Origin of the sequence: Bacillus sp. FJAT-27231, assembly GCF_001183975.1 — a bacterium.
Taxonomy (GTDB): domain Bacteria; phylum Bacillota; class Bacilli; order Bacillales; family Domibacillaceae; genus Pseudobacillus; species Pseudobacillus wudalianchiensis.
The window spans coordinates 855,102-875,672 of the sequence record NZ_LFZU01000001.1; the positions used below are offsets into that span (position 1 = coordinate 855,102).

Sequence of the window (20,571 nt, forward strand, 5' to 3'; positions counted from 1 at the left end):
GAATAAAAAGGAGGTGCTATGCTAATGTTTTTAGGACCGAGACGACCTATGGCTCCTTATTCACCTGGTCCAAGACGCCGGCCGGGACGGGGGCCGCAACAACCGCCAAAAGCAGGTTTGTTATCGCTGCTTCAAGACCAGGAAGGGAAGATGGATTTGGCAAAAGTGACCGCAACAGCCAAGCAGTTAAGCAGTATATATGGTCATGTCAGCCCGCTGATTTCTATGTTTACGAAGAGGTAATAACAGATAGTTAGCTGGTTGCTTGTAAGTGATGATAAAGAAAGAATAGATTTCTGGGAGTTCCTTATTTGTAAAAGCGGACAGATTAACCGGTTGTTTAGTGACTGATAGCAAGCCAGTAAATAGAATACAGAAAAGCAGCTGCAAGAACTGGATGGACATTATTTTTCTGTGTTTGTCCTTTTTTAAAATTGCGCGTACATGAAACAGGCTATTATACGGCCATAACTATCATACCCTTGTGTGAGTAACTAGTTAAGGATTAGCCTGTTCAAGAAAGTCCCCCCTTTATAAGGGCCTGTTCATTATGCAACTTTTGTTGCGGGACATATCTTATAGTAGGAGGGATATAAAGTGATTAACTGGAAATTAAGATTTAAGAATCCTGCTTGGGTCGTCAGTTTTTTTTCTCAAATTTTAATTCTTGCTCAATTAATTACAGGAGGATTAAATCAAATAGGTTTCATTCATTTCTCGTGGACGGATCAATTCAATATTTGGCTTCTAGCAGTAGTCAATGCTGTGCTCGTTATTCTTTCAATGTTAGGAATAGTGCAAGATCCTACAACTAAAGGCTATGCAGATAGTGAACGAGCTAAAAATTATACTAAGCCTATGTAATAAATGAATGGAGCTTTAAATGAATCAGCCTGGTAACATGCAAAATAGTCTTTGTATACATTTTAAGACGTGATCTAGTCCAATAGTGGACAGATCACGCCTTTTCATTTCAATTGGAATCAAATGATTCTATCTTCCAAAAAATTGATTAAACCATTCACTTGTTCTGCCGAGTGGATATTTTCTTCTGTAAGCCGCTTCCAGAGCGCTTGTATTGTCAATGACTCCGCTGCCGTAGTAGACGGCAGGGCGCGATCGTTCTGTTTGTTGTGTCGTTCGTGTCATAATGTTCATGACTTCTGTATTTCTTAGATTAGGATCAATCGAGCGGATGAGTCCAGCCAAGGCACTTACATGAGGGGCTGCCATTGAAGTGCCTGACAAGCTGGCATATTGTCCTTGAAAGAAGGTGCTTGCAATGTGCACACCAGGTGCTGCTATATCGATATAATCGCCATAATTCGAAAACGGTGCTCTCTGGCCTTCCCAATCTACAGCGGCGACACCGAGTACGCCGGGGTAGGCAGCTGGAAAGCTCGGCTGGCTGGAATTATCATTGCCAGCAGCAGAAACAACGACTACATCTTTTTTCATTGCATAGCGAATCGCTTCTTCCATCACAGCAGACGGTTGATAATTTCCAAGGCTTAAGTTAATCACATCTGCCCCATGATCGGCTGCCCAATGGATTCCTTTTGCTACATCAAAGGAACCGCCCGTTCCTTCGGAATTAAGCACTTTGACGGGAATGATCGGGTTGTACCAAGTAATACCGGCCACCCCTACACCATTATTCGGTACGGAAGCAATGATGCCAGCTACATGTGTACCGTGTCCGTTATCGTCTTGTGGCGGTTCTTTAGGAGAGAGCGCATTGTAGCCCCTCGTCAACCGGCGAGAAAGGTCAGGATGATTAAGGTCGACCCCGGTGTCTACCACAGCAATTTTTATTTTTTTTGAGCCGCGGGTCACGTTCCAGCCTACCTCAGTACGGATGGCGGGTAAATTCCATTGATAGTTCTGATAGTAAGTATCGTTTACTTCATTTTGCAAGTAAATGTAATGAGGCTCCGCGAATGTAATACGGTGGTTTTGCTTGAAATACTGAATTAACTCAGTTGTTGTTTTACTATAAGATTTGAAAATATAGGAAGAGTTGTGCTTTTCCTTAAGAACTCCGTCAATGTCCTTAGCTATTTTATCTAGACTAGTTCTGCTTGGGATTGTACTAAAGTCTACAACGACCTCGTTAGCATAATAGTGGCTCTTGTCTTGAGCGTTGTGATGAATCATCTGAATAGACGGATCATTGTTTAATCTCTTCTTTAAAACCTCATTTGCCTGAATCGTGTCCACCTTTTGAATGTGTGGACTCTTATGCTGCAGGTTTTGTACTTGTACTCTTCTTTCATCCATTCCCGTGCGAGAATAAATTTCCGGCTCTCTTGATGGTCTATCTAAATTTGCCATCATGACTGCGCCGATTCCCAAAAGGAAGATGGAAACGCCAATGATTGCTCTTCTTCGCATGTTTGCACCTCAAGTGATAGTTTTCATATCCGTTAGTATCTCCCTATTGAGTTTGTTTTATTTGTTTGTAGGATGAAAATCCAGTTTCGTGGTCTTTATAAAGAAGGGACGGAAACTTCTTGTTATAATGGAATAAGTGAATGGTCAGATAAGTAAAAAAGAAAGCCGTCTCGCTTTGCCAATAATAAATATAAATTTTTTCGGCTTTGTTTGTTTGGGAAAAAGAGAGGATTTTACTATTTACATAACAGTAAAGAAAAGAGATGTTGCACAAAGTGATTTTTCACACTTGCCATACATAAAACGAGTAGGAGATGGTCTAATGAATTTACAGCTGCAAGAAAAAAATGTTCTGATTACGGGAGGGTCTAAAGGGATTGGCAAGGCCATTGCTGAGGTTTTCCTTTCAGAAGGAGCAGATGTTTCAATCGCTGCCCGCGGCTTAGAGTCGTTAGAGAAAACAAAAGAGGAGCTCGGCGGCCGTGTCACTATTTTTCAGGCGGATGTATTGCAGGGCGATGAACGTGAAAAGCTTATTCGATCTTTTATTGAACAAAAAGGAAGAATAGATATTCTTATCAATAACGCTGGCGGCAGCCATGGCGGCAAGGCTATGGAAACAGAGATGAATTTATTTTATGAGGCGCTGGAGCTGAACTACTTTTCGGCTGTTCATTTAAGTAAGCTTGCTGCCGGTCATATGAGAGAAGAAAAAAGCGGTGCCATTATTAATATTACGTCCGTATACGGTAGAGAGAGCGGCGGCAAAGTCACTTATAATAATGCTAAATCGGCTTTGATTAGTTTTACAAAGGCTTTTGCTGATGAAGTGATCGCTGATGGGATTCGTGTAAATAGTGTGGCACCCGGGAGCATTTTACATGAAACAGGAAACTGGAAGCGGCGGCTTGAAGAGGATCCTGAGCGCATTCAAGAATTTGTGAAAAATGATATCCCGGCAGGGCGCTTTGGCACTCCAGAAGAAGTCGCAAATGTTGTGGCGTTTCTTGCTTCCGACAAAGCCTCCTGGATCGTAGGCGCCAGTATCAATGTAGACGGCGGACAATCCAAAATGAACTTTTAGAATTAGAGGGGCGGTCCCCCCAGTGCTTTAAAGCACTAGGGGACTAACCCTTCTTTTGCTTGCAATCAGAATAAGGAAGGAGTATATTGCTTAATGTATTTATATCTTGCAAATATAAATAGATAGGTGGCAAAAATAAGATGACTATTGTTAAACCATATAGAGTATTGCTGTATTACATGTATGTTCCTATTGAGAATCCCGAGGAGTTTGCTAAGCAGCATTTGAAATTTTGCCAGCAGCTCGGTCTTAAAGGACGAATTCTGGTGGCAGCCGAAGGAATTAATGGGACGGTTTCCGGTACAGTTGAGCAAACAGACCAGTATATGAAGGTAATGAAGGAAGACCCTCGTTTTGCCGAGATGGTGTTTAAAATCGATGAAGCAGAAGGCCATGCTTTTAAAAAAATGCATGTCCGTCCAAGAAAAGAAGTAGTGACGCTTCAGCTTGATGAGGACATTAATCCACGGGAAGTGACGGGTAATTATTTAAGCCCGAAAGAGTTTTTTGAAGCGATGCAAGAAGAAGATACAGTGGTTATTGATGCAAGAAATGATTATGAATATGATTTAGGACACTTTCGTGGAGCGCTGCGACCGGACATCGAGGCATTTCGTGAGCTTCCTGACTGGATTCGTGAACATAAAGAAGAGCTGGAAGGCAAAAAGATTTTAACTTACTGTACCGGAGGCATCCGCTGTGAAAAATTTTCCGGCTGGTTGAAGAGAGAAGGATTTGAAGATGTCAATCAGCTTCACGGCGGCATTGTGACCTATGGAAAAGATCCAGAAGTCCAAGGCAGACTCTGGGATGGCCAGTGTTACGTGTTTGATGACCGGATTGGTGTTCCGATTAACCGCGTAGAGCATGTGGTTGTAGGACGAGATTACTTTACTGATGAACCTTGTGAACGTTACGTAAACTGTGCAAATCCTGAATGTGATAAGCGGATTTTCTGTTCGGAAGAAAATGAACACAAGTATTTGCGTGGCTGTACACATGAATGCAGAATACATCCAGACAATCTCTATGTAAAAGAACATGGGCTCACGGAAGAAGACGTAAAGAATCGATTAAAACAAATTAATGAAGAGCTGTAGCCGAATAAAATGAATTCTATTTCAACCAGTTTGAAAGGGAGCACTTAATCAAGTGCTCCCTTGTTTGGTTTAAGGAAAGGCATTTAGTGAATAAGGAGGGCGATTTTGGGCAGGATAATGAACAGATTAGGCATAGGAGGGCTCTTATGAGTACACGATATCGCTGTCCAAATTGCAAGACAAACCGATCCCGATTTAATATTGTTGAACAGGTGGCTCATGCAGTGAAACTAGATCCACAAACAGGAGAAGTCCTTGAACGGTTCGAAGGCTCAAGTGATCCTGGTCCTTTCCATGCAGCTTACAATGGTCCAGAGCGGAGAGTGCAATGCGCGGCTTGCAACTTAATTGAAGATGAAATGATGTTTATTAAATTCGGTGAAAAATAGCAAATGTGTCTTTTATACGGTCACGCGACATGATAGAAAGCTAGTTCATTAAAGCAGCTTAAATGAACTAGCTTTTTTACGTTGGCGATCTTTTGCAAACAATAGGACAGATGCTGCAATGTTTTCCTTTAGAACCAGCCAAATAAGAGAGGCAGCAAGTTTTACGTTTTTGAATGAGCTTTCCATCTTTTTCAATTAGCTCTTTTTGATCCTCGTATCTAAAAAATGGGTTTTGATGATAGGAGCCAAACAAAGAGCTTGTTCCTTCTTTAACAATATAGTGAAAATCCTCCGTAATCAGATCATGATGAGTGCTTCGTTCAGGGTCATCCAATAAATTTTGATACATCCAGCGAATGTACGTATAGAGATTCTCCCACATGATTAATTTCGAAAGTTTGCTATGCTTTTTTAAGTGGGTAAACAATACGTCGACATGACCGCTAAACACTTGTTGAACGATTTCTTCTCTCCATTTAGAACGGTTTAGACTACTCGCTTTTTCAACAGATAAATCATTAAATCGAAAGGAAGGCAGCCACAATGTATCCGCTTCATTCAATGTTTCAATACATACATTTTTAAAGGAAAAGTCGAGCTTCTTATTGAGTGAACTCATGGAATAAAGAGCGATGAGTACGGCAAAACTGTAGCGCTTAATAAAAAGAGAGGCAGCTACTGTCGTGTTAGCTGCTTCAATTTTTTCTTTTACCTGGATTAAATAAGCATATAGCCGTTGATCTTCAAGCAAATCGGCTGTTTGGATCGATAAAGAGGAAGAAGCGGCCTGCTTCGTGAATCGATATCTTTCTTCTAAAGCAGCCATTTCTTCATTCGTAAATGAATTCATGTTCTTTTTTCACCTCATTTGTAACGTATCTCCCTTTTCCGTGAGGAATGCACATGGGGGTTCCAAAAAGCGGATCAACTGTTACGTCACAATTCATGTTGAAGACGGCTTTGACTAACTCAGGACTCATCACGTGTTCAGGCTTTCCATGGGCATAGACTTTCTTGTCCTTTACAGCAATAAGATGATGAGCGTAACGGCAAGCCAAATTTAAGTCATGGAGGACCATCACAATCGTTCGGCCTTCTTGTTCATTGAGCTCAAATAAAAGATCTAAAATTTCAATTTGATGCGTCATATCTAAATAAGTAGTCGGTTCATCCAGTAAAATAATATCGGTATCCTGTGCTAATGTCATCGCAATCCAAGCCCGTTGTCTCTGGCCGCCCGATAATGAATCTACTAACCGATCGACTAAGTCTTCCATGCCAGTCGCCCGGAGTGCATGATGGATGACTCTCTTATCTTCTTCGGACCATTGCCGGTACCACTTTTGATAAGGATAGCGTCCTTGTTTAACGAGCTGTAAAACCGTCAAGCCTTCAGGTGCAATAGGACCTTGAGGCAGGATGGCCAGCCGCTTGGCCACTTCTTTCGTAGGGAGACTTGAAACCGTTTCGCCATCAATTAAAATAGAGCCGGATTTTGGTTTTAACAAGCGAGCTAATGAACGAAGGAGCGTAGACTTTCCGCAACCGTTGCTGCCAATAAAAACTGTAATTTCTCCTTTAGGAATGTGTAAATCCAATTCATCGATAATAATCGTGTCTCCATAGGATAGTGTTAGCGACTTAGTTTCTAATGCTGGCATTTACTCTCCACTCCTTTGTTAAGCATTCCGCTGTCTGTATAAAAGATAAATAAAATAGGGGGCTCCAAGGGCGGCTGTAAAAACGCCTGCCGGAACTTCAACCGGAAGGAAAAAGGTTCGCCCGATGGAATCGGCTGTTACCACTAAAATGGCGCCAATAATAGCAGATAGCGGAAGCAGCGCCCCAAATGAGGAGCCGACAAGCCGTCTGGCAATATGCGGGGCCATTAATCCAACAAATCCAATACCGCCTCCAAATGCGACCGCGCTCCCTGTTAAAGCTGAACTGATCAGCAATAAAAGAAAACGCTGCTTCTGCACAGGGGATCCGACTCCTGTGGCAATTCCTTCTCCAAGCTCTTGAATATTAATATGTCGGATCATCACAAGCACAACGATGAGAAGGGTAACTGTAATAGGTGCTAGAGTCCAAACGTTTTTCCAGCTCGATCCATAAACAGAACCAGTAATCCAAACATTTGCCTGACTGGCTTGATGAATAGGACCTAAAATCATGAATAATGTTGTCAACGATTTCATCAGCGCCCACATGCCGACTCCTATTAATACAAGCCGGATAGGGGATAATCCATCTTTCCAAGCCAGTAAATAGAGCAGTAGGGTGACAATAGAGGCTCCGATAAAAGCACTTAACGGCAGCCAATGAATACTGACGGTGAGGGCATTGCTCCGATCAGTGAAAACGACTAAAAACAACACAACCGCTACAGACGCGCCGCCAGTGACTCCAATAATATCGGGGGAGGCTAAGGGATTGCGCACGACCGCTTGTAAAATGGTTCCTGCTGCAGCAAGGCTCATGCCTACCAGAAGGGCGATGAGAATCCTTGGCATGCGAAACGAGTTGACAATCAGTTGTTCAAATGCGTCTCCCTGCCCTAACAGGATCGTTAAAACGCGCCACGGGTAGAGAAACTGCTCTCCCATTCCCGTCCCTATAAGAAATACAGACAGAAGCAAGAAAATAAAAGCAGCATTGATCCAAATAGCTTTTCGGTCAAGTAAAAACGAGACCGTTCCTTTGCCGAGACGCAGTGATAGATATTTCTTCATGAGGCATAGCCTCCTTTACGTGCAATGTAAATAAAAAAGGGAGTGCCAATAAAAGCAGTCATGACCCCGACTGGCACTTCCTCCGGCATGATGATATAGCGGGCGCCAATGTCGGCCAATAGTAGTAAAATGCCCCCTAGTACACTGCAGTAAGGCAATACCCAGCGATAGTCATTCCCCACTAAAGATCGAACGATATGAGGAACGATAATACCGATGAATCCGATTGGACCAGCGACAGCGACAGAGCCGCCGGCAAGCAGGACAAAGGAGACGGCAATCATTAATTTAACGACGCCTGTCTGCTGACCAAGCCCTTTTGCGATATCTTCACCCATTGTTAAGATGTTGATTTTTTGTGCTAATAAGAAAGCGATAATAGTGGCTATTACAAGATAAGGAAGAACAGAAAGAAGAATCTCCAGCTTCCTTCCTTGAACGGATCCGGCAAGCCAAAATAAAGCTTGCTCAAGCGCCGATTCATCCATGACTAATAACCCTTGGGTTAAAGATGAAAAGAGAGCAGCAATGGCTGCACCGGCAAGTGTTAACCGTAGCGGAGTGAGGCCTCCGCCGCCTGTTCCGCTAAAAAAATAAACGATAAAAGCAGCTGTTGCAGCTCCTGCAAAGGCGATCCACGTGAAAGCGTGCAAGGAGTTAACAGAAAACACCATCATCGCGACGACAATAAAAAAGCCTGCGCCTGCATTAATGCCGATAATATCAGGAGAAGCAAGCGGGTTTTTCATCAAGGCTTGCATGAGTGCACCTGCTATAGCTAAGCTGCTTCCGGTTGCCGCAGCAATTAAGGCGCGGGGAAGACGCACGTCTTGAATAATAATATGTTCGTTAGAACCGTCGAAATGCTGAAAGGCTTGAATAGCCATTTTTATAGTTGTATCGGTATAACCAAGAGTAATACTCAGCACGGTACAAATGAGTAAAATAACTCCGCTAATCATTAGTCCGAAGGCTTTTCCTTTCGTATGTTTAAGCAACATCTATGTCTCTCTCCCAATATTCCTATTTTCTTCTAAGTGTAAAAGATGAAAAAAGCACTGTCAATGATTATGATAATCATTTTCATTTGCGTATTGACAAGTGTCTTTTTATCCAATAATATCTAACTGTAAATGAAAATCATTTTCAAGTAGAGGAGAAGAATACATATGGGGACATACTTTAAGCGAAAGAGCTTTTCAACGCTATTGGCAGCTTTCCTGTTAGTTATTGTCTTTGCACTAGCTGGATGCGGCCAGGAAGAAAAGCAAACGTCTCAGAAAAATAAGGCTTCTAATGAGACGGATACAACCGAAAGCAAGCCTTACATGGTAGAACATGCAATGGGGAAAACGGAAATTAAAGGAGACCCGGAGCGCGTCGTTATTCTAACAAATGAAGGAACAGAAGCCCTTCTAGCATTAGGTGTGACACCGGTAGGCGCTGTACAGTCTTGGACGGGAGATCCTTGGTATAACCATATTAAAGATAAAATGAAGGGCGTTAAAAGCGTCGGAAATGAAGGCGAGCCAAGTGTAGAAACGATTGCTTCCTTAAAGCCGGACTTAATTATCGGAAATAAAATGCGACACGAAAAAATCTATGAACAGTTAAGTGCTATCGCTCCAACTGTATTTGCGGAAACATTGCGCGGTGATTGGAAAGAAAACTTTGAGCTTTATGCCAAAGCTGTAAACAAAGAAAAAGAAGGGAACAAAGTAATCGCTGATTTTGATAAGCGCGTGGAAGAGTTAAAAGGCAAGCTAGGCGATAAATTAAATGAAAAAGTATCCATCGTTCGTTTCATGCCTGGAGAGGTACGGATTTATCATAAGGACACGTTCTCTGGCGTGATCCTCGATCAATTAGGCTTTGCACGTCCAGAGGGACAAGATCAACCAGACTTTGCTGAGAAAAATGTAACAAAAGAGCGTATTCCAGCGATGGATGGTGATGTTCTTTTCTACTTCACTTACGATCCAGCAGAAACTAAAGGAGAAGGACCGAAGTTAGAGGACGAGTGGATTAATGATCCGCTATTTAAGAATCTGAATGTCGTGAAAAACAACAATATTCATAAAGTAGATGATGCCATTTGGAACACGGCTGGCGGCGTATTAGCAGCTAACCTATTCTTAAATGATATTGAGAAATACTTTTTAACAGAAAAATAAAAAAGTAGAAGAGACCCCAAGGTTGAGACTTTGGGGTTTTTATATTGTCAATTTTTTAATCACTTCTAATTTATTAGCGCTTATCATTAGAAGAAAAATATATAGACCAAGCAGAAAAGGGAAATATTCCATATAACAAAGGATAAAAACGACATTGACAACGTAATTGACAATGATTATCATTAATAATCATTAGTAGAATATAAAATTAAGAGGTTAGGGGTTTCAACAATGAATCAAGTGATCCGAAACGTAGGGTTTTTGTTATTATCAAGCAGTCTTTTAGTTGGATGCGGAAATACTGCATCAAAGGATACAGAAAGCAAAGAAACGGCGCAAAGCTCAGAGACAGAGCAGGCAAACAAATTAGATAAAGAGGTTAAAGCGTACAAAGATTTCGCTTCAGAACAGCTCGATCAGTTTGTCATTAAGACAGAAGCATTTGTAGGGGCAGTGAAAGCAGGAGATGTCGAAAAAGCAAAAGAGCTTTATGCACCTGCCCGGATGTACTTCGAACGTTCTGAACCAATTGCAGAGAGCTTTGGAGACCTTGATCCGCGTATTGACGCTCGTTTAGCAGACGTCAAAGAAGAAGGACAAGGAGAGGAAGAGTGGTCTGGCTATCATAAACTTGAAAAAGGCCTATGGGTTGATGGTACGACAAAAGGTTATGAGGCAGTTGCTGACCAACTCTTGAAAGATGTAAAGGAGTTGCGGGCCAAAGTTGAAACGGTCGAAGTAACACCAGATTTAATGATTACAGGGGCAGTTGATTTATTAAACGAAGTCTCTACATCAAAGATTACAGGGGAAGAGGAAATTTATTCCCACACAGACTTGTACGACTTTAAAGCGAACGTTGAAGGCGCAGAGAAAATTTTCGAGATTTTCAAGCCGGCATTACAAGAGAAAGATGCTGAGCTTGCTAAAACATTAGAAGAAAACTTTGGAACATTAAATGGATTGCTAGCTAAGTACGAAGATGGAAAAGGCGGTTATGTGTCTTACGAAACATTAACGAAAGAAGATACGAAAGCATTATCAGAAGCTGTTGATCATTTAGGGGAACCTTTAAGCCAAATGGCAATCGTTGTGGAGTGAGAATAAATGAGCAATCAAGAGGAAAAATCCATCTTACAAAAAGAAGTTTCTCGGCGTGATGTATTAAAGTTCGCAGGAATCGGAGGAGCCGGGGTCATTCTAGGTGCTTCCGGCTTAACCGGTGCGTTAACAGCTTTCGGAGCGAACCCGTTTATCGATGATGATCAAACAGCAGTGAATAAAGTTAAGTTTTACGGTAAGCATCAATCAGGGATTTTAACGAAGAACCCCGAGCACGTGTATTTTGTTGCGTTAAATTGTATAGCGAAATCTAAAAAAGAGTTAAAAGAACTGTTTCAACTGTGGACAAATTACAGTGCTCAATTAATGAATGGTCAATTAGTCGAGCCTTACACAGCAAATAAGCTGCTTCCTACAGCGGATACAGGCGAGGCTGAAGGGCTAGATGCTTCCCATTTGACACTAACATTTGGAGTGGGACCAAGTTTATTTGAGAAAAAAGAGCTTGGATTACAGCATATGAAGCCGAAAGAGCTGACTGATCTTCCTCATTTTCCAAAAGATCAATTAGATCCTAATTATGTCGGTGGCGATATTTGTATTCAAGCCTGTGCGGATGATCCACAAGTTGCTTTCCATGCAGTGCGTAATTTAGTGCGTGCAGCAAGAGGAAAGGTAACGATGAGCTGGTCGCAGACGGGTTTTAATTCTTATGAGGTAAAAAATAAGAAAAAGCTAACACCGCGCAACTTATTTGCTTTTAAAGATGGCACAGGAAATCCAAATGTAGATAACGAGAAAGAAATGAATGAGGTTGTTTGGGTACAACCTGGCGAATCTAAAAGCTGGTTAACAGACGGTACGTATTTGGTAGCAAGACGAATTCAAATGCATTTGGAAACATGGGACCGTACAGCGTTATCGGCACAAGAGGCAACGTTTGGCCGGCACCGTGACACTGGTGCCCCTCTTGGAAAAACGGGCGAATTCGACGACGTTGGGCTCGACCGAAAAGAAAATGACCAACCAGTGATACCTGTTAATTCCCATCTCCATTTAGCAAGACAAGTGAAGGATCGTATATTGCGGCGTTCATTTTCTTACTCAGACGGCATTAATCCGACTACTGGAGCGTTCGACGCAGGATTGCTATTTATCTCGTTCCAAAAGCACCCGAAACAATTCATTAATATTCAAAATAGCTTCGGGAGAGTGGATAAATTAAACGAATATATCACGCATCGTGGCAGTGCGTTATTCGCCTGCTTTCCAGGTGTGAAAAAAGGCAGCTACCTTGGAGCGGAGTTGTTTGGGTAAGGAGAGGATTAGATGAAAAAGCTTATCATTCTCTTTGGCTTACTGTTGTATGTGTTATCTCCTATGCAACCCGTACAGGCTGAGGAAGACTATGGTAATTTATTCATTTCAGTTGGCGACGCGATGATGAAGACAAAAGCGGACGACTGGAAAGCGGTAGAAACACTAGTTGCTCAACTAAATGAAGATTGGAAGCAAGTGGATCAAGCGAAGAGTAAAGAAGCAAAGAAAGTAGATAAAACACTTTTAGAAGTAAATAAAGCATTAGACAAGCAGGAGAAAGAGCCGATGCTTACGGCTCTCTCTAATCTGTCACATGCACTTGTTAGTTTTGAGAAAGAGCAGAATCCAGTTGATGAAGAAGAGCAGCGACTTCAAGTCAAGTCGGCCTTTACACCCGTTTTAGCTGATTTAAAAACAGCCATTGAAAACAAAGACGCGAAATCAGCTTATACTCAATATCAAAAATTTTTAACGACGTGGAACCGGAATGAAAGCATCGTGCGGGAACAAAGCATTGGGTACTATGGGAAAATCGAGACGCAAATGGGCTTTCTTCGCATTGCACTATTACAAGAAGAGAAAGATTTTGATCAAATCCAGGGCATCTATAACGAGCTAGCTGGCGCTGTGAACGGTTTTGTTTCCGGTAAGGAAATAAAAGCAAGCAACGACCATTACTCTTTGCAAACATTAATTGATTTGTTAGGAAAAGCGAACGAATCGATTGATAACAATGAGCCTAAAAAAGCAGTTCCTTTCTTGCAAGAATTTTTAACTGTTTGGCCGTCTGTTGAGGGAGACGTACGGACACGAAATGGCGGTTTGTATACGAAACTAGAGAGTGGCATTCCTGTTATTGCAGGAAAACTTTCTTCAGGCACTGACGTAAAAGAGCAGCAAAAGAAGATAAATGAATATAGGCAATCCCTTGAGTTGCTGCAAGCAAAAAAGAGTTATACGATGTGGGATGCAGCCCTAATTATGCTTCGTGAAGGCTTAGAAGCGCTGTTGATCGTAGCGGCCTTAATTGCCTTCTTGCGAAAAGCAAACGCCTCCCAGCATCAAAAATGGATTTGGTTCGGTGCTCTAGCAGGAATTCTGATGAGTATCGTGGCAGCGATCTTTATTAACATGGCCTTTTCAGCTGCAACGGCAGGAGCGAACCGTGAAGCGATTGAGGGTGTAACGGGAATCATAGCTGTTGTTATGATGATTGGCGTAGGTGTCTGGCTGCATCAGAAATCGAACATGAAATCATGGAACCGTTACATTCAAAAACAAATGGGAACGGCTCTTTCAACCGGCAGTATCGTCTCTATGGCGTTTGTCAGCTTTTTATCGATTTTTAGAGAAGGAGCAGAAACGATCATTTTCTATATGGGAATGGCTCCGTCGATTAGTACAGGTAAATTGATTGCTGGTATTATCCTGGCCCTCGTTATTTTAACGGTGTTTGCATTTTTATTTATCCGATATAGTGCAAAAATCTCGGTTGGGCCTTTCTTTAAAATTGCGACTATGTTAATTTATTTCTTAGCGTTTAAAATACTCGGTGTAAGTATTCATGCACTGCAATTGACTGACCACATTAGTACGACACAAATTCACAGCTTGCCAATTATTAGCTGGATCGGCTTTTATCCGACTTGGGAAACAATGATTCCCCAAGCCCTGCTCTTAGCCATTATTTTATTAACTGCTATGTGGATTAGAAACAGAGAGAATAAGCAGTAATGAAAACCGCAAATCCCTTTTATCGGGCTTTGCGGTTTTTATTGTTTTACCCGTATATCCATCAATTCTTTGTAAAAAAGCTAGATGATTTTGACTAGACATAAGCTAGTTCTTATTGTCTAATATAGAGTATAAAGAGGTTAAAGTAATGGAAAAACATTCCATTGTTTAAATGAGTCAAATAAAGGGTAGAAGTAGGGGATGGGCAGAAAACAATGCTGCTAGGGGTTAAAGGGATAACAGGGAAAGTGGGAGATCATGGATGACGAGGAACTATAAAATAAAACGTTGGACATCGTATTGTCCGTGCGTCGGGCGGTTTGTTAATCAAGAATTATCGTACACTGGTCAGGTCTCAGAGAAAAAGGATGTTGTCGCAACATGCACAGGCATTGAAGACCAATGCTCTTCTTGTTTGCTTCTGGTAGGTTCTCAAATTTATAAATAAAATGTTTTAAGATAGAACGAAACGACCGATCGCCCAAGTTAGATGGAGCGATTTTTTTGTGTATAAGTACAAGATAAACGAATAGATCTCTTTTGTAGGAATAAGTCTGTTTGCTCGTTATAATAAAAGAAAGCTCCTATATGGATGAGAAAGGGAGGAATTCGATTGGAATTTATGTTTGATCATGTCGTTCATTTTGTGGAAGACCCGGAAAAAGCCATAGCTTTTTTAAAAGAAAAAGGGATTGCTGCGGTTGAAGGTGGTGTCCATGAAAATCGGGGAACCTATAATGCAGTCAGTTATTTTGATTTAAGTTACATTGAACTATTAAGTACATATGACAAAGAGTTAGTAAAGCAGACACAGCATCCTAGACATAGCTTTCTAGAAACCGTCGCCGAAGAGCAATTTACTGAAGGGTTTTCACGTGTCGCGATTAGAACGACTGATATAGAAGGAGCGGCGCGTCACTTTCGTGAGAAGGGGTTAATGGTCAACGGTCCTGAATCTTTTAGCCGCAAGCGACCGGACGGCAGTTTGGTTGAGTGGCAGCTTCTTTATATAGGGCAGCTGAATGGCGAGCTGGAACTCCCTTTTATTATTCAATGGAAAGAGAAGGATGAGGAGAGAAGGCAGGAATTAACCGGGAGCAAGGTTATTCAGCCTCATCCTTCGAAAGCTGTCTTTTCCCATGTCACATTTGCGGTGCGTGATTTAGAGAAAACTGTTCGCCAATGGTCTGAGTGGTTTGATCTGGAGGCTGGAGAGAAGTTTTTCGATGAAACGCTTCAGGCACAATGCCAAGCTCTAGAGCTGAAAGGCGGCCGGTTTGTTTTTAGCAGCCCGGTGGGGGATGGAATCGTTGCAAGCGTTCTTCGGCAAAGAGGAGAAAGGCCATTTCAAGTGAGTCTTTCTAGTCCGGTAAACAGCAGCTCATTTGAACTATTTGGCGGGATGTATGAGATCAAAAAAGCTCATTAAGAAGGCTTTATATGCTTACAAAGGGTACTGAGAGTTAAACTCTCAGTGCTTTTTTGATTCTAAGGGAGAACCGTTTTAGTAGAAGGCTATCAGGGTAACATAAGGCTTAAGCAGTTTTTCAGCAGGATTGTTGTCGTGAATCAAGATTTTTTTGTCAAAAGATACATACATCATTTTCGAGGAGCTGATCTTTGTGGCATCTGGCCGTTCAATCCCTAAGGAGAAAGGGCTCGACCATACACTTGCCTTATTAAAAGAAGGATATAACTTTATACCGGAAAGACGCAGCGAGTTGCAGTCAGATATTTTTCAAACACGCATTCTCGGACAGAAGGCTATTTGTATAGCTGGTGAAGAAGCAGCGTCTGTTTTTTATGATGAGAACCTATTTACCCGTAAAGGAGCAGCGCCGAAGAGGGTGCAAAAAACATTGTTTGGAGAAAACGCCATCCAAACGTTAGATGGAGAAGAGCATAAGCAGCGTAAGCGGATGTTTCTATCCATGATGACGCCAGGCCGTCTAGATGAACTTGCGAAAATTACCCGGGAGCAGTGGCGGGCGAAGATCCCTGAGTGGGAACAGAGAGACGAAATAGTCTTATTTCATGAAGCAGAGGAAATCATGTGCCGGATTGCTTGCCAATGGGCGGGCGTACCGATTACAGAAGTGGAAGTAAAACAACGAGCAATTGATTTTGGAACGATGATCGATACATTCGCTTCTGTTGGAGAAAGATACCGTGAAGGAAAGAAGGCGCGGTCCCGATCGGAAGAATGGATTGAAAAAATCATTAAGCAGATCCGTGCGAAAAAGCTGCACCCTTTGGAAAATACAGCTGCTTATATTATTGCCCGGCATCGAGATTTAAAGGGGAAGCTGCTCGATGATCGAATGGCGGCGATTGAATTGATTAATATATTAAGACCCATTGTCGCGATCGGTCGTTTTGTCACTTTCGGGGCGCTCGCTTTGCATGATTATCCGGAAGAACGGGAGAAAGTAAAAGATGATCAAGGTGGCTACAGCCAGCTGTTTGTTCAGGAAGTTCGTCGTTTTTATCCGTTCGGACCTTTTACAGGAGCGAGAGTGAGAGAGGACTTTACATGGAGAGATTACGAATTTAAAAAAGGAACCTTAGTGCTGCTTGATATTTATGGCACAAATCACCATCCTGACCTTTGGGAACATCCTGAAGAGTTTAGACCGGAACGATTTAAAGATTGGAAAGAGAGCCCATTTTCCTTTATTCCCCAAGGTGGGGGAGACCATTATATGGGACATCGCTGTGCAGGCGAGTGGGTGACGGTTTTAGTTATGAAGGAGAGTCTAAAGTTTTTGTCGAAGGAGATTACTTATGATGTGCCCACTCAGGATTTAACGTATGAGATGGGGAGAATTCCAGCTCTCCCCAACAGTCGATTTGTCATTAAAAATATTCATCAGTCCTAACTAAAAAGGATCCCTTTCTTGAAAAGGGATCCTCTTTATGATTAATAAACTTTGTCACCATTAAAGATAGAATTTTTCACGACTACATAATCGACGTTACGGATGGCATCTAATTTCGTTCCTCCTGCGTAGGAGATAGAAGATTGAAGGTCTTGCTCCATCTCAGTCAACGTATCTTGTAAAGGCCCTTTATATTCTACGAACATTTTTTTGCCTTCTACATTTTTCTTTTCACCTTTTTGGAATTCTGACGCTGAACCAAAGTACTCTTTATAAATCTTGCCGTCTTTCTCAAAAAGCTCTCCCGGAGATTCCTCGTGGCCGGCAAACAATGAACCAATCATCACCATAGATGCACCAAATCGAATTGATTTAGCGATATCGCCGTGGGTGCGAATTCCGCCATCAGCAATAATCGGCTTGCTTGCAGCCTTTGCACACCAGCGCAATGCTGCCAATTGCCAACCACCTGTTCCAAATCCAGTTTTAATTTTTGTGATACATACTTTTCCTGGCCCAATACCTACTTTTGTTGCATCTGCTCCAGCATTCTCCAGCTCTCTTACAGCTTCCGGAGTGCCAACATTTCCTGCAATGACAAAACTATTAGGCAAGTGCTTTTTAATGTGCTGGATCATGTTTATCACAGCATTTGAATGGCCGTGAGCAATATCAATTGTAATATATTCTGGAGAAAGCTGCTCTTCTGCCAATTGTTGAACAAAGCTGTACTCTTCTTCTTTAACACCCACACTAATGGAGGCGAATAAGCCGCGTGCATGCATGTCTTTAATAAAATCTGTACGCTCTTCAGGCTTGAAGCGATGCATAATATAAAAGTAACCGTTTTCGGCTAAGTAAATAGCAATCTTTTCATCTATAATTGTCTGCATATTAGCCGGCACAACAGGCAGTCTAAATGTACGTCCTCCTAGAGTGACAGTTGTATCGCATTCTGAACGGCTGTTTACTACACATTTTGCGGGAATCAATTGTATATCTTCGTAATCAAATACATTTTCCATAGTTAACACTCCTAAAAACGAATATTAGTGTTTTTGGACATAAAAAATGTTCGTCCAATGGGTAATTTACATTATTTTTGATCAGATGTCAAAGCTTTTTACGTTGAAGATATATAAATACGGTGGAATGAAAGGAAATGGAACGTTTAAAGAGAGGAGCGAAGGGAAGAGAAAATGGGGGAAAGGCAGGGGAAACATATGCCGAAAGTAAAGAAGCAAAAAAACTTTGTGGAATTGAAGATTGGAAAATACGGACTGTTTTTTAATAAGCATTATCATTTTATTTCCATAATGAATGAGATCATGCTCGGTATTTGGTTCCTAGCAGGCAGTATTCTCTTTCTTTGGGAAACAACGAAATTAGCAGGTACCATCTTATTTATCATCGGCAGTGCACAATTACTCATTCGGCCGATTCTCAAGATAATCCATGGGGTCACATTAAAGAAGGATCAACCATTATCCAGGGAAAAGGCATAAAAATTATGATCTATAGGTCATTTAAAAAAGCAAGGCAGCTTGTCTGATGAGATGCAAGCTGCCTGAAAAAGCTTTGCTTATTTTTTCTCTGCTTCCTTAATAGCTGTTTGTGCCAGTTTAGAGATCGTCATATCGTCCATCGGCGGGTTATGAAGCCCAGCTCTGACATCACGATAATAACGTTGAAGAGGATTAGCCATTTGTAAACTTTTAGCTCCGACTAGCCTCATAGCCAAATCAACGATTTTAATAGCTGAATTGGTGACAATATGTTTTGCGGCCGCTAATTCATTTGTGATGTATGGCCGGCGTTCAACATTATCATAAGCTTCGGCTACACTGTAAAGGAAATGACGGGCTTTCATTAATTCCAAGTCAATACGGCCAATTAAACTTTGTACGTTTGGCAGTTGGCTAATAGAGCCGCTAATGCTATTGGGGGAATGTTCCACAGCAAACTTTACGGCATAGTCACGAGCTGATTGGGCAATACCTAAATAGCAGGATGGAATATGTAAAATCCACCCATTCACTTTATCACCTCTTGGCCCGTGGTTTAATTCTACAAAATCTTCTTCGGCTACTTCCACATGATCAAGTACGAGATCATGACTTTCTGTTCCTCTCATAGCGATTACGTCCCAAGTCTCCTCGATGGATAACCCTTTAGAATTTCTATCAATTAAGAAAAAGCCAATCCCTTGTTTTTCTTCCACCCATGCAGAAACGAGAAAGTGAGTTAAGACAGGTGACATCGTCGTAAAGTTCTTTTGTCCAGAAATCACCCATTTATCTCCTTTTTTCACAGCGCAGGTTCCAGGACGGCCGCCGCGGGTTGGACTGCCCGTTTGAGCTTCACTGACAGCTCTGTTCACTAAAGCGCCATTTAGGACTTCTTTTGCAAAAGACTGCAGCTTCTCTTCCTTCCAGAGCTTTTTCTCATACAGCTCACCGACGACCCCCTGATGCCAGCCGATTGCTAATCCTGTTACACTGTCCATGCTAGCGATCGTTTCTTGGAAAAGAACCATGTCGGATACCGTAATGCCGCTACCGCCATATTCGGTCGGTAAAGTCAGCCTCGTGTAACCCATCTCAATCAGCTTCTTAATATTCTCTTTTGGAAAAGATGAGTCTTTGTCATTTTTCTCTGAGTCTTTCTTGAAATCTTCTTCATGTTTGGCTAGCTTTTCTAGCCATTCTTTTTGCATACTTGTTTTAATAAATAAATCTTTGGACACCTTCTACACTTCCTTAATAAAATCAGTTAGCTTCAGTTACTTTCCATTCAATCCATAGTTGTTCTATTAGTCAAGTACTTAAATACCAAATGCTTCTATATTTTCTATTATAGAGTTAAAAAACCCACTTTACAACTAGGAATTATTATGTTAATGTTTGGGTATATTTATTGGCCGATAGAGAGGGAGCTAGATTGATTGAATTAACGAACATTACAAAGAGTTTTAAAAAGAATGAGGTTTTAAAAGGGATTGATCTGCAAGTGAAAAAAGGGGAAGTACTCGTGATCGTTGGTCCCAGCGGATCAGGAAAAACGACACTGCTCCGCTGTATTAATTATTTGGAAAGACCCGATGAAGGAACGATTTCTGTTGAAGGGTTTTCAATTGAAGGAAAAAATGCTTCACGAAAAGACATTTTGGCGCTAAGACGCAAGACGGCCATGGTTTTTCAGCACTATAATTTATTCAAAAATAAAACTGTTCTGGAAAATGTAATGGAGGGCCTAATTGTTGCTCAAAAAATGAAAGCAGCAGAAGCTCGTGCTCTTAGTGTAGACCTGCTTCAAAAAGTAGGCTTGAGCGAGAAAATTAACGATTATCCTGCCCAGCTTTCTGGAGGTCAACAGCAGCGTGTTGGCATTGCCCGGGCGCTTGCCCTAAATCCTTCCGTTATCTTGTTTGATGAACCAACATCTGCCCTTGACCCGGAGATGGTCGGTGAAGTGCTGGCTATTATGAAAAAGATTGCCAGAGAGGGAATGACGATGGTGGTTGTCACTCATGAAATTGATTTTGCCAGAGAAGTAGCTGATCGTGTTGTCTTTATGGCTGACGGGGTCATTGTAGAACAAGGCACACCTGATGAGGTATTAGCTCATCCAAAGCATGAGCGGACAAAACAATTTTTAAAAAGGCTTGTTAGAGAGCCTGAATATGAAATTTAATAGGGGG

Annotated in this window: 20 protein-coding genes; 13 read left to right on the top strand and 7 right to left on the bottom strand. The window is 41.7% G+C overall.

Features of this window, described 5'->3' with window-relative positions; genetic code table 11:
* Window positions 1-18 precede the first annotated feature (18 nt).
* The gene (locus AC623_RS04100; RefSeq protein WP_231603359.1) at window positions 19-243 is read left to right on the top strand and encodes a YppG family protein; all 225 of its coding nucleotides are present in this window, start codon (window positions 19-21) and stop codon (window positions 241-243) included.
* A gap of 354 nt (window positions 244-597) precedes the next feature.
* Window positions 598-864 (top strand): phage holin, encoded by a 267-nt coding sequence (locus AC623_RS04105; protein WP_049660816.1) that lies wholly within the window; start codon window positions 598-600, stop codon window positions 862-864.
* Window positions 865-993: 129 nt separating this feature from the next.
* Here the strand turns inward: AC623_RS04105 and AC623_RS04110 are convergent, their stop codons facing one another.
* Window positions 994-2,394: a S8 family peptidase gene (locus AC623_RS04110; RefSeq protein ID WP_049660817.1), complete on the bottom strand. Its 1,401-nt coding sequence runs from the start codon at window positions 2,392-2,394 to the stop codon at window positions 994-996.
* Window positions 2,395-2,716: 322 nt separating this feature from the next.
* Here AC623_RS04110 and AC623_RS04115 point away from each other — a divergent pair, with 322 nt between their 5' ends.
* From AC623_RS04115 to AC623_RS04125, 3 genes are all read left to right on the top strand, one after another.
* Entirely contained in the window at window positions 2,717-3,478 is a 762-nt protein-coding gene (locus AC623_RS04115; protein WP_049660819.1) for an SDR family NAD(P)-dependent oxidoreductase, read from the top strand.
* Between the two features lie 140 nt (window positions 3,479-3,618).
* Window positions 3,619-4,578, top strand: coding sequence for an oxygen-dependent tRNA uridine(34) hydroxylase TrhO (gene trhO, locus AC623_RS04120; protein ID WP_049660821.1), 960 nt, complete (start codon window positions 3,619-3,621; stop codon window positions 4,576-4,578).
* A gap of 146 nt (window positions 4,579-4,724) precedes the next feature.
* On the top strand, window positions 4,725-4,967 hold the full coding sequence (locus tag AC623_RS04125) for a hypothetical protein (protein WP_049660822.1): 243 nt from the start codon (window positions 4,725-4,727) through the stop codon (window positions 4,965-4,967).
* A gap of 76 nt (window positions 4,968-5,043) precedes the next feature.
* On the opposite strand, the gene AC623_RS04130 is transcribed toward AC623_RS04125, so the two are convergent.
* Genes AC623_RS04130 through AC623_RS04145 form a run of 4 tightly spaced genes read right to left on the bottom strand, consistent with a single transcriptional unit; the run spans window position 5,044 to window position 8,703 of the window.
* Window positions 5,044-5,817 (bottom strand): IucA/IucC family C-terminal-domain containing protein, encoded by a 774-nt coding sequence (locus tag AC623_RS04130; protein ID WP_049660824.1) that lies wholly within the window; start codon window positions 5,815-5,817, stop codon window positions 5,044-5,046.
* Entirely contained in the window at window positions 5,798-6,628 is an 831-nt protein-coding gene (locus AC623_RS04135) for an ABC transporter ATP-binding protein (protein ID WP_049660826.1), read from the bottom strand. The genes AC623_RS04130 and AC623_RS04135 overlap by 20 nt, the downstream gene beginning before the upstream one ends.
* Window positions 6,629-6,646: 18 nt before the next feature.
* A complete protein-coding gene (locus AC623_RS04140) occupies window positions 6,647-7,702 on the bottom strand; it encodes a FecCD family ABC transporter permease (RefSeq protein WP_049660827.1) in 1,056 nt (351 codons plus the stop codon).
* Window positions 7,699-8,703: a FecCD family ABC transporter permease gene (locus AC623_RS04145; RefSeq protein ID WP_049660829.1), complete on the bottom strand. Its 1,005-nt coding sequence runs from the start codon at window positions 8,701-8,703 to the stop codon at window positions 7,699-7,701. Before AC623_RS04145 ends, AC623_RS04140 begins: the two co-directional genes overlap by 4 nt.
* A gap of 168 nt (window positions 8,704-8,871) precedes the next feature.
* Between AC623_RS04145 and AC623_RS04150 the strand changes: the two genes are divergently transcribed.
* The 6 genes from AC623_RS04150 to AC623_RS04175 all read left to right on the top strand — a co-directional run bounded on the left by AC623_RS04150 (window position 8,872) and on the right by AC623_RS04175 (window position 16,871).
* On the top strand, window positions 8,872-9,876 hold the full coding sequence (locus tag AC623_RS04150; protein ID WP_049660831.1) for an ABC transporter substrate-binding protein: 1,005 nt from the start codon (window positions 8,872-8,874) through the stop codon (window positions 9,874-9,876).
* A 231-nt stretch (window positions 9,877-10,107) separates the two neighbouring features.
* The gene (efeO, locus tag AC623_RS04155) at window positions 10,108-10,977 is read left to right on the top strand and encodes an iron uptake system protein EfeO (protein WP_049660833.1); all 870 of its coding nucleotides are present in this window, start codon (window positions 10,108-10,110) and stop codon (window positions 10,975-10,977) included.
* A 6-nt stretch (window positions 10,978-10,983) separates the two neighbouring features.
* Window positions 10,984-12,255: an iron uptake transporter deferrochelatase/peroxidase subunit gene (efeB, locus tag AC623_RS04160; RefSeq protein ID WP_049660834.1), complete on the top strand. Its 1,272-nt coding sequence runs from the start codon at window positions 10,984-10,986 to the stop codon at window positions 12,253-12,255.
* A gap of 12 nt (window positions 12,256-12,267) precedes the next feature.
* A complete protein-coding gene (locus AC623_RS04165) occupies window positions 12,268-13,992 on the top strand; it encodes an FTR1 family iron permease (RefSeq protein WP_049660835.1) in 1,725 nt (574 codons plus the stop codon).
* Between the two features lie 622 nt (window positions 13,993-14,614).
* Window positions 14,615-15,421, top strand: a complete 807-nt coding sequence (locus tag AC623_RS04170) for a VOC family protein (RefSeq protein ID WP_231603587.1) — start codon at window positions 14,615-14,617, stop codon at window positions 15,419-15,421.
* Window positions 15,422-15,614: 193 nt separating this feature from the next.
* On the top strand, window positions 15,615-16,871 hold the full coding sequence (locus AC623_RS04175; RefSeq protein WP_049660838.1) for a cytochrome P450: 1,257 nt from the start codon (window positions 15,615-15,617) through the stop codon (window positions 16,869-16,871).
* A gap of 41 nt (window positions 16,872-16,912) precedes the next feature.
* On the opposite strand, the gene guaC is transcribed toward AC623_RS04175, so the two are convergent.
* Window positions 16,913-17,896 (bottom strand): GMP reductase, encoded by a 984-nt coding sequence (gene guaC, locus AC623_RS04180; protein ID WP_049660840.1) that lies wholly within the window; start codon window positions 17,894-17,896, stop codon window positions 16,913-16,915.
* 198 nt (window positions 17,897-18,094) lie between these two features.
* Between guaC and AC623_RS04185 the strand changes: the two genes are divergently transcribed.
* Complete coding sequence (locus AC623_RS04185; RefSeq protein WP_197090940.1) at window positions 18,095-18,376, top strand: YrhK family protein; 282 nt, start codon at window positions 18,095-18,097, stop codon at window positions 18,374-18,376.
* A 77-nt stretch (window positions 18,377-18,453) separates the two neighbouring features.
* On the opposite strand, the gene AC623_RS04190 is transcribed toward AC623_RS04185, so the two are convergent.
* Window positions 18,454-19,617 (bottom strand): acyl-CoA dehydrogenase family protein, encoded by a 1,164-nt coding sequence (locus AC623_RS04190; protein WP_049660843.1) that lies wholly within the window; start codon window positions 19,615-19,617, stop codon window positions 18,454-18,456.
* Between the two features lie 194 nt (window positions 19,618-19,811).
* On the opposite strand from AC623_RS04190, the gene AC623_RS04195 reads away from it, so the two are divergent.
* Window positions 19,812-20,564, top strand: a complete 753-nt coding sequence (locus AC623_RS04195; RefSeq protein ID WP_049660845.1) for an amino acid ABC transporter ATP-binding protein — start codon at window positions 19,812-19,814, stop codon at window positions 20,562-20,564.
* Window positions 20,565-20,571 lie beyond the last annotated feature (7 nt).

Coding starts and splice junctions, on each gene's coding strand:
- guaC (WP_049660840.1), bottom strand. CDS start 17,896: ATGGAAAATGTATTTGATTACGAAGATATACAATTGATTCCCGCAAAA.
- AC623_RS04140 (WP_049660827.1), bottom strand. CDS start 7,702: ATGAAGAAATATCTATCACTGCGTCTCGGCAAAGGAACGGTCTCGTTT.
- AC623_RS04165 (WP_049660835.1), top strand. CDS start 12,268: ATGAAAAAGCTTATCATTCTCTTTGGCTTACTGTTGTATGTGTTATCT.
- AC623_RS04125 (WP_049660822.1), top strand. CDS start 4,725: ATGAGTACACGATATCGCTGTCCAAATTGCAAGACAAACCGATCCCGA.
- AC623_RS04115 (WP_049660819.1), top strand. CDS start 2,717: ATGAATTTACAGCTGCAAGAAAAAAATGTTCTGATTACGGGAGGGTCT.
- efeB (WP_049660834.1), top strand. CDS start 10,984: ATGAGCAATCAAGAGGAAAAATCCATCTTACAAAAAGAAGTTTCTCGG.
- AC623_RS04145 (WP_049660829.1), bottom strand. CDS start 8,703: ATGTTGCTTAAACATACGAAAGGAAAAGCCTTCGGACTAATGATTAGC.
- trhO (WP_049660821.1), top strand. CDS start 3,619: ATGACTATTGTTAAACCATATAGAGTATTGCTGTATTACATGTATGTT.
- AC623_RS04150 (WP_049660831.1), top strand. CDS start 8,872: ATGGGGACATACTTTAAGCGAAAGAGCTTTTCAACGCTATTGGCAGCT.
- AC623_RS04100 (WP_231603359.1), top strand. CDS start 19: ATGCTAATGTTTTTAGGACCGAGACGACCTATGGCTCCTTATTCACCT.
- AC623_RS04130 (WP_049660824.1), bottom strand. CDS start 5,817: ATGAATTCATTTACGAATGAAGAAATGGCTGCTTTAGAAGAAAGATAT.
- AC623_RS04170 (WP_231603587.1), top strand. CDS start 14,615: ATGTTTGATCATGTCGTTCATTTTGTGGAAGACCCGGAAAAAGCCATA.
- AC623_RS04110 (WP_049660817.1), bottom strand. CDS start 2,394: ATGCGAAGAAGAGCAATCATTGGCGTTTCCATCTTCCTTTTGGGAATC.
- AC623_RS04185 (WP_197090940.1), top strand. CDS start 18,095: ATGCCGAAAGTAAAGAAGCAAAAAAACTTTGTGGAATTGAAGATTGGA.
- AC623_RS04135 (WP_049660826.1), bottom strand. CDS start 6,628: ATGCCAGCATTAGAAACTAAGTCGCTAACACTATCCTATGGAGACACG.
- efeO (WP_049660833.1), top strand. CDS start 10,108: ATGAATCAAGTGATCCGAAACGTAGGGTTTTTGTTATTATCAAGCAGT.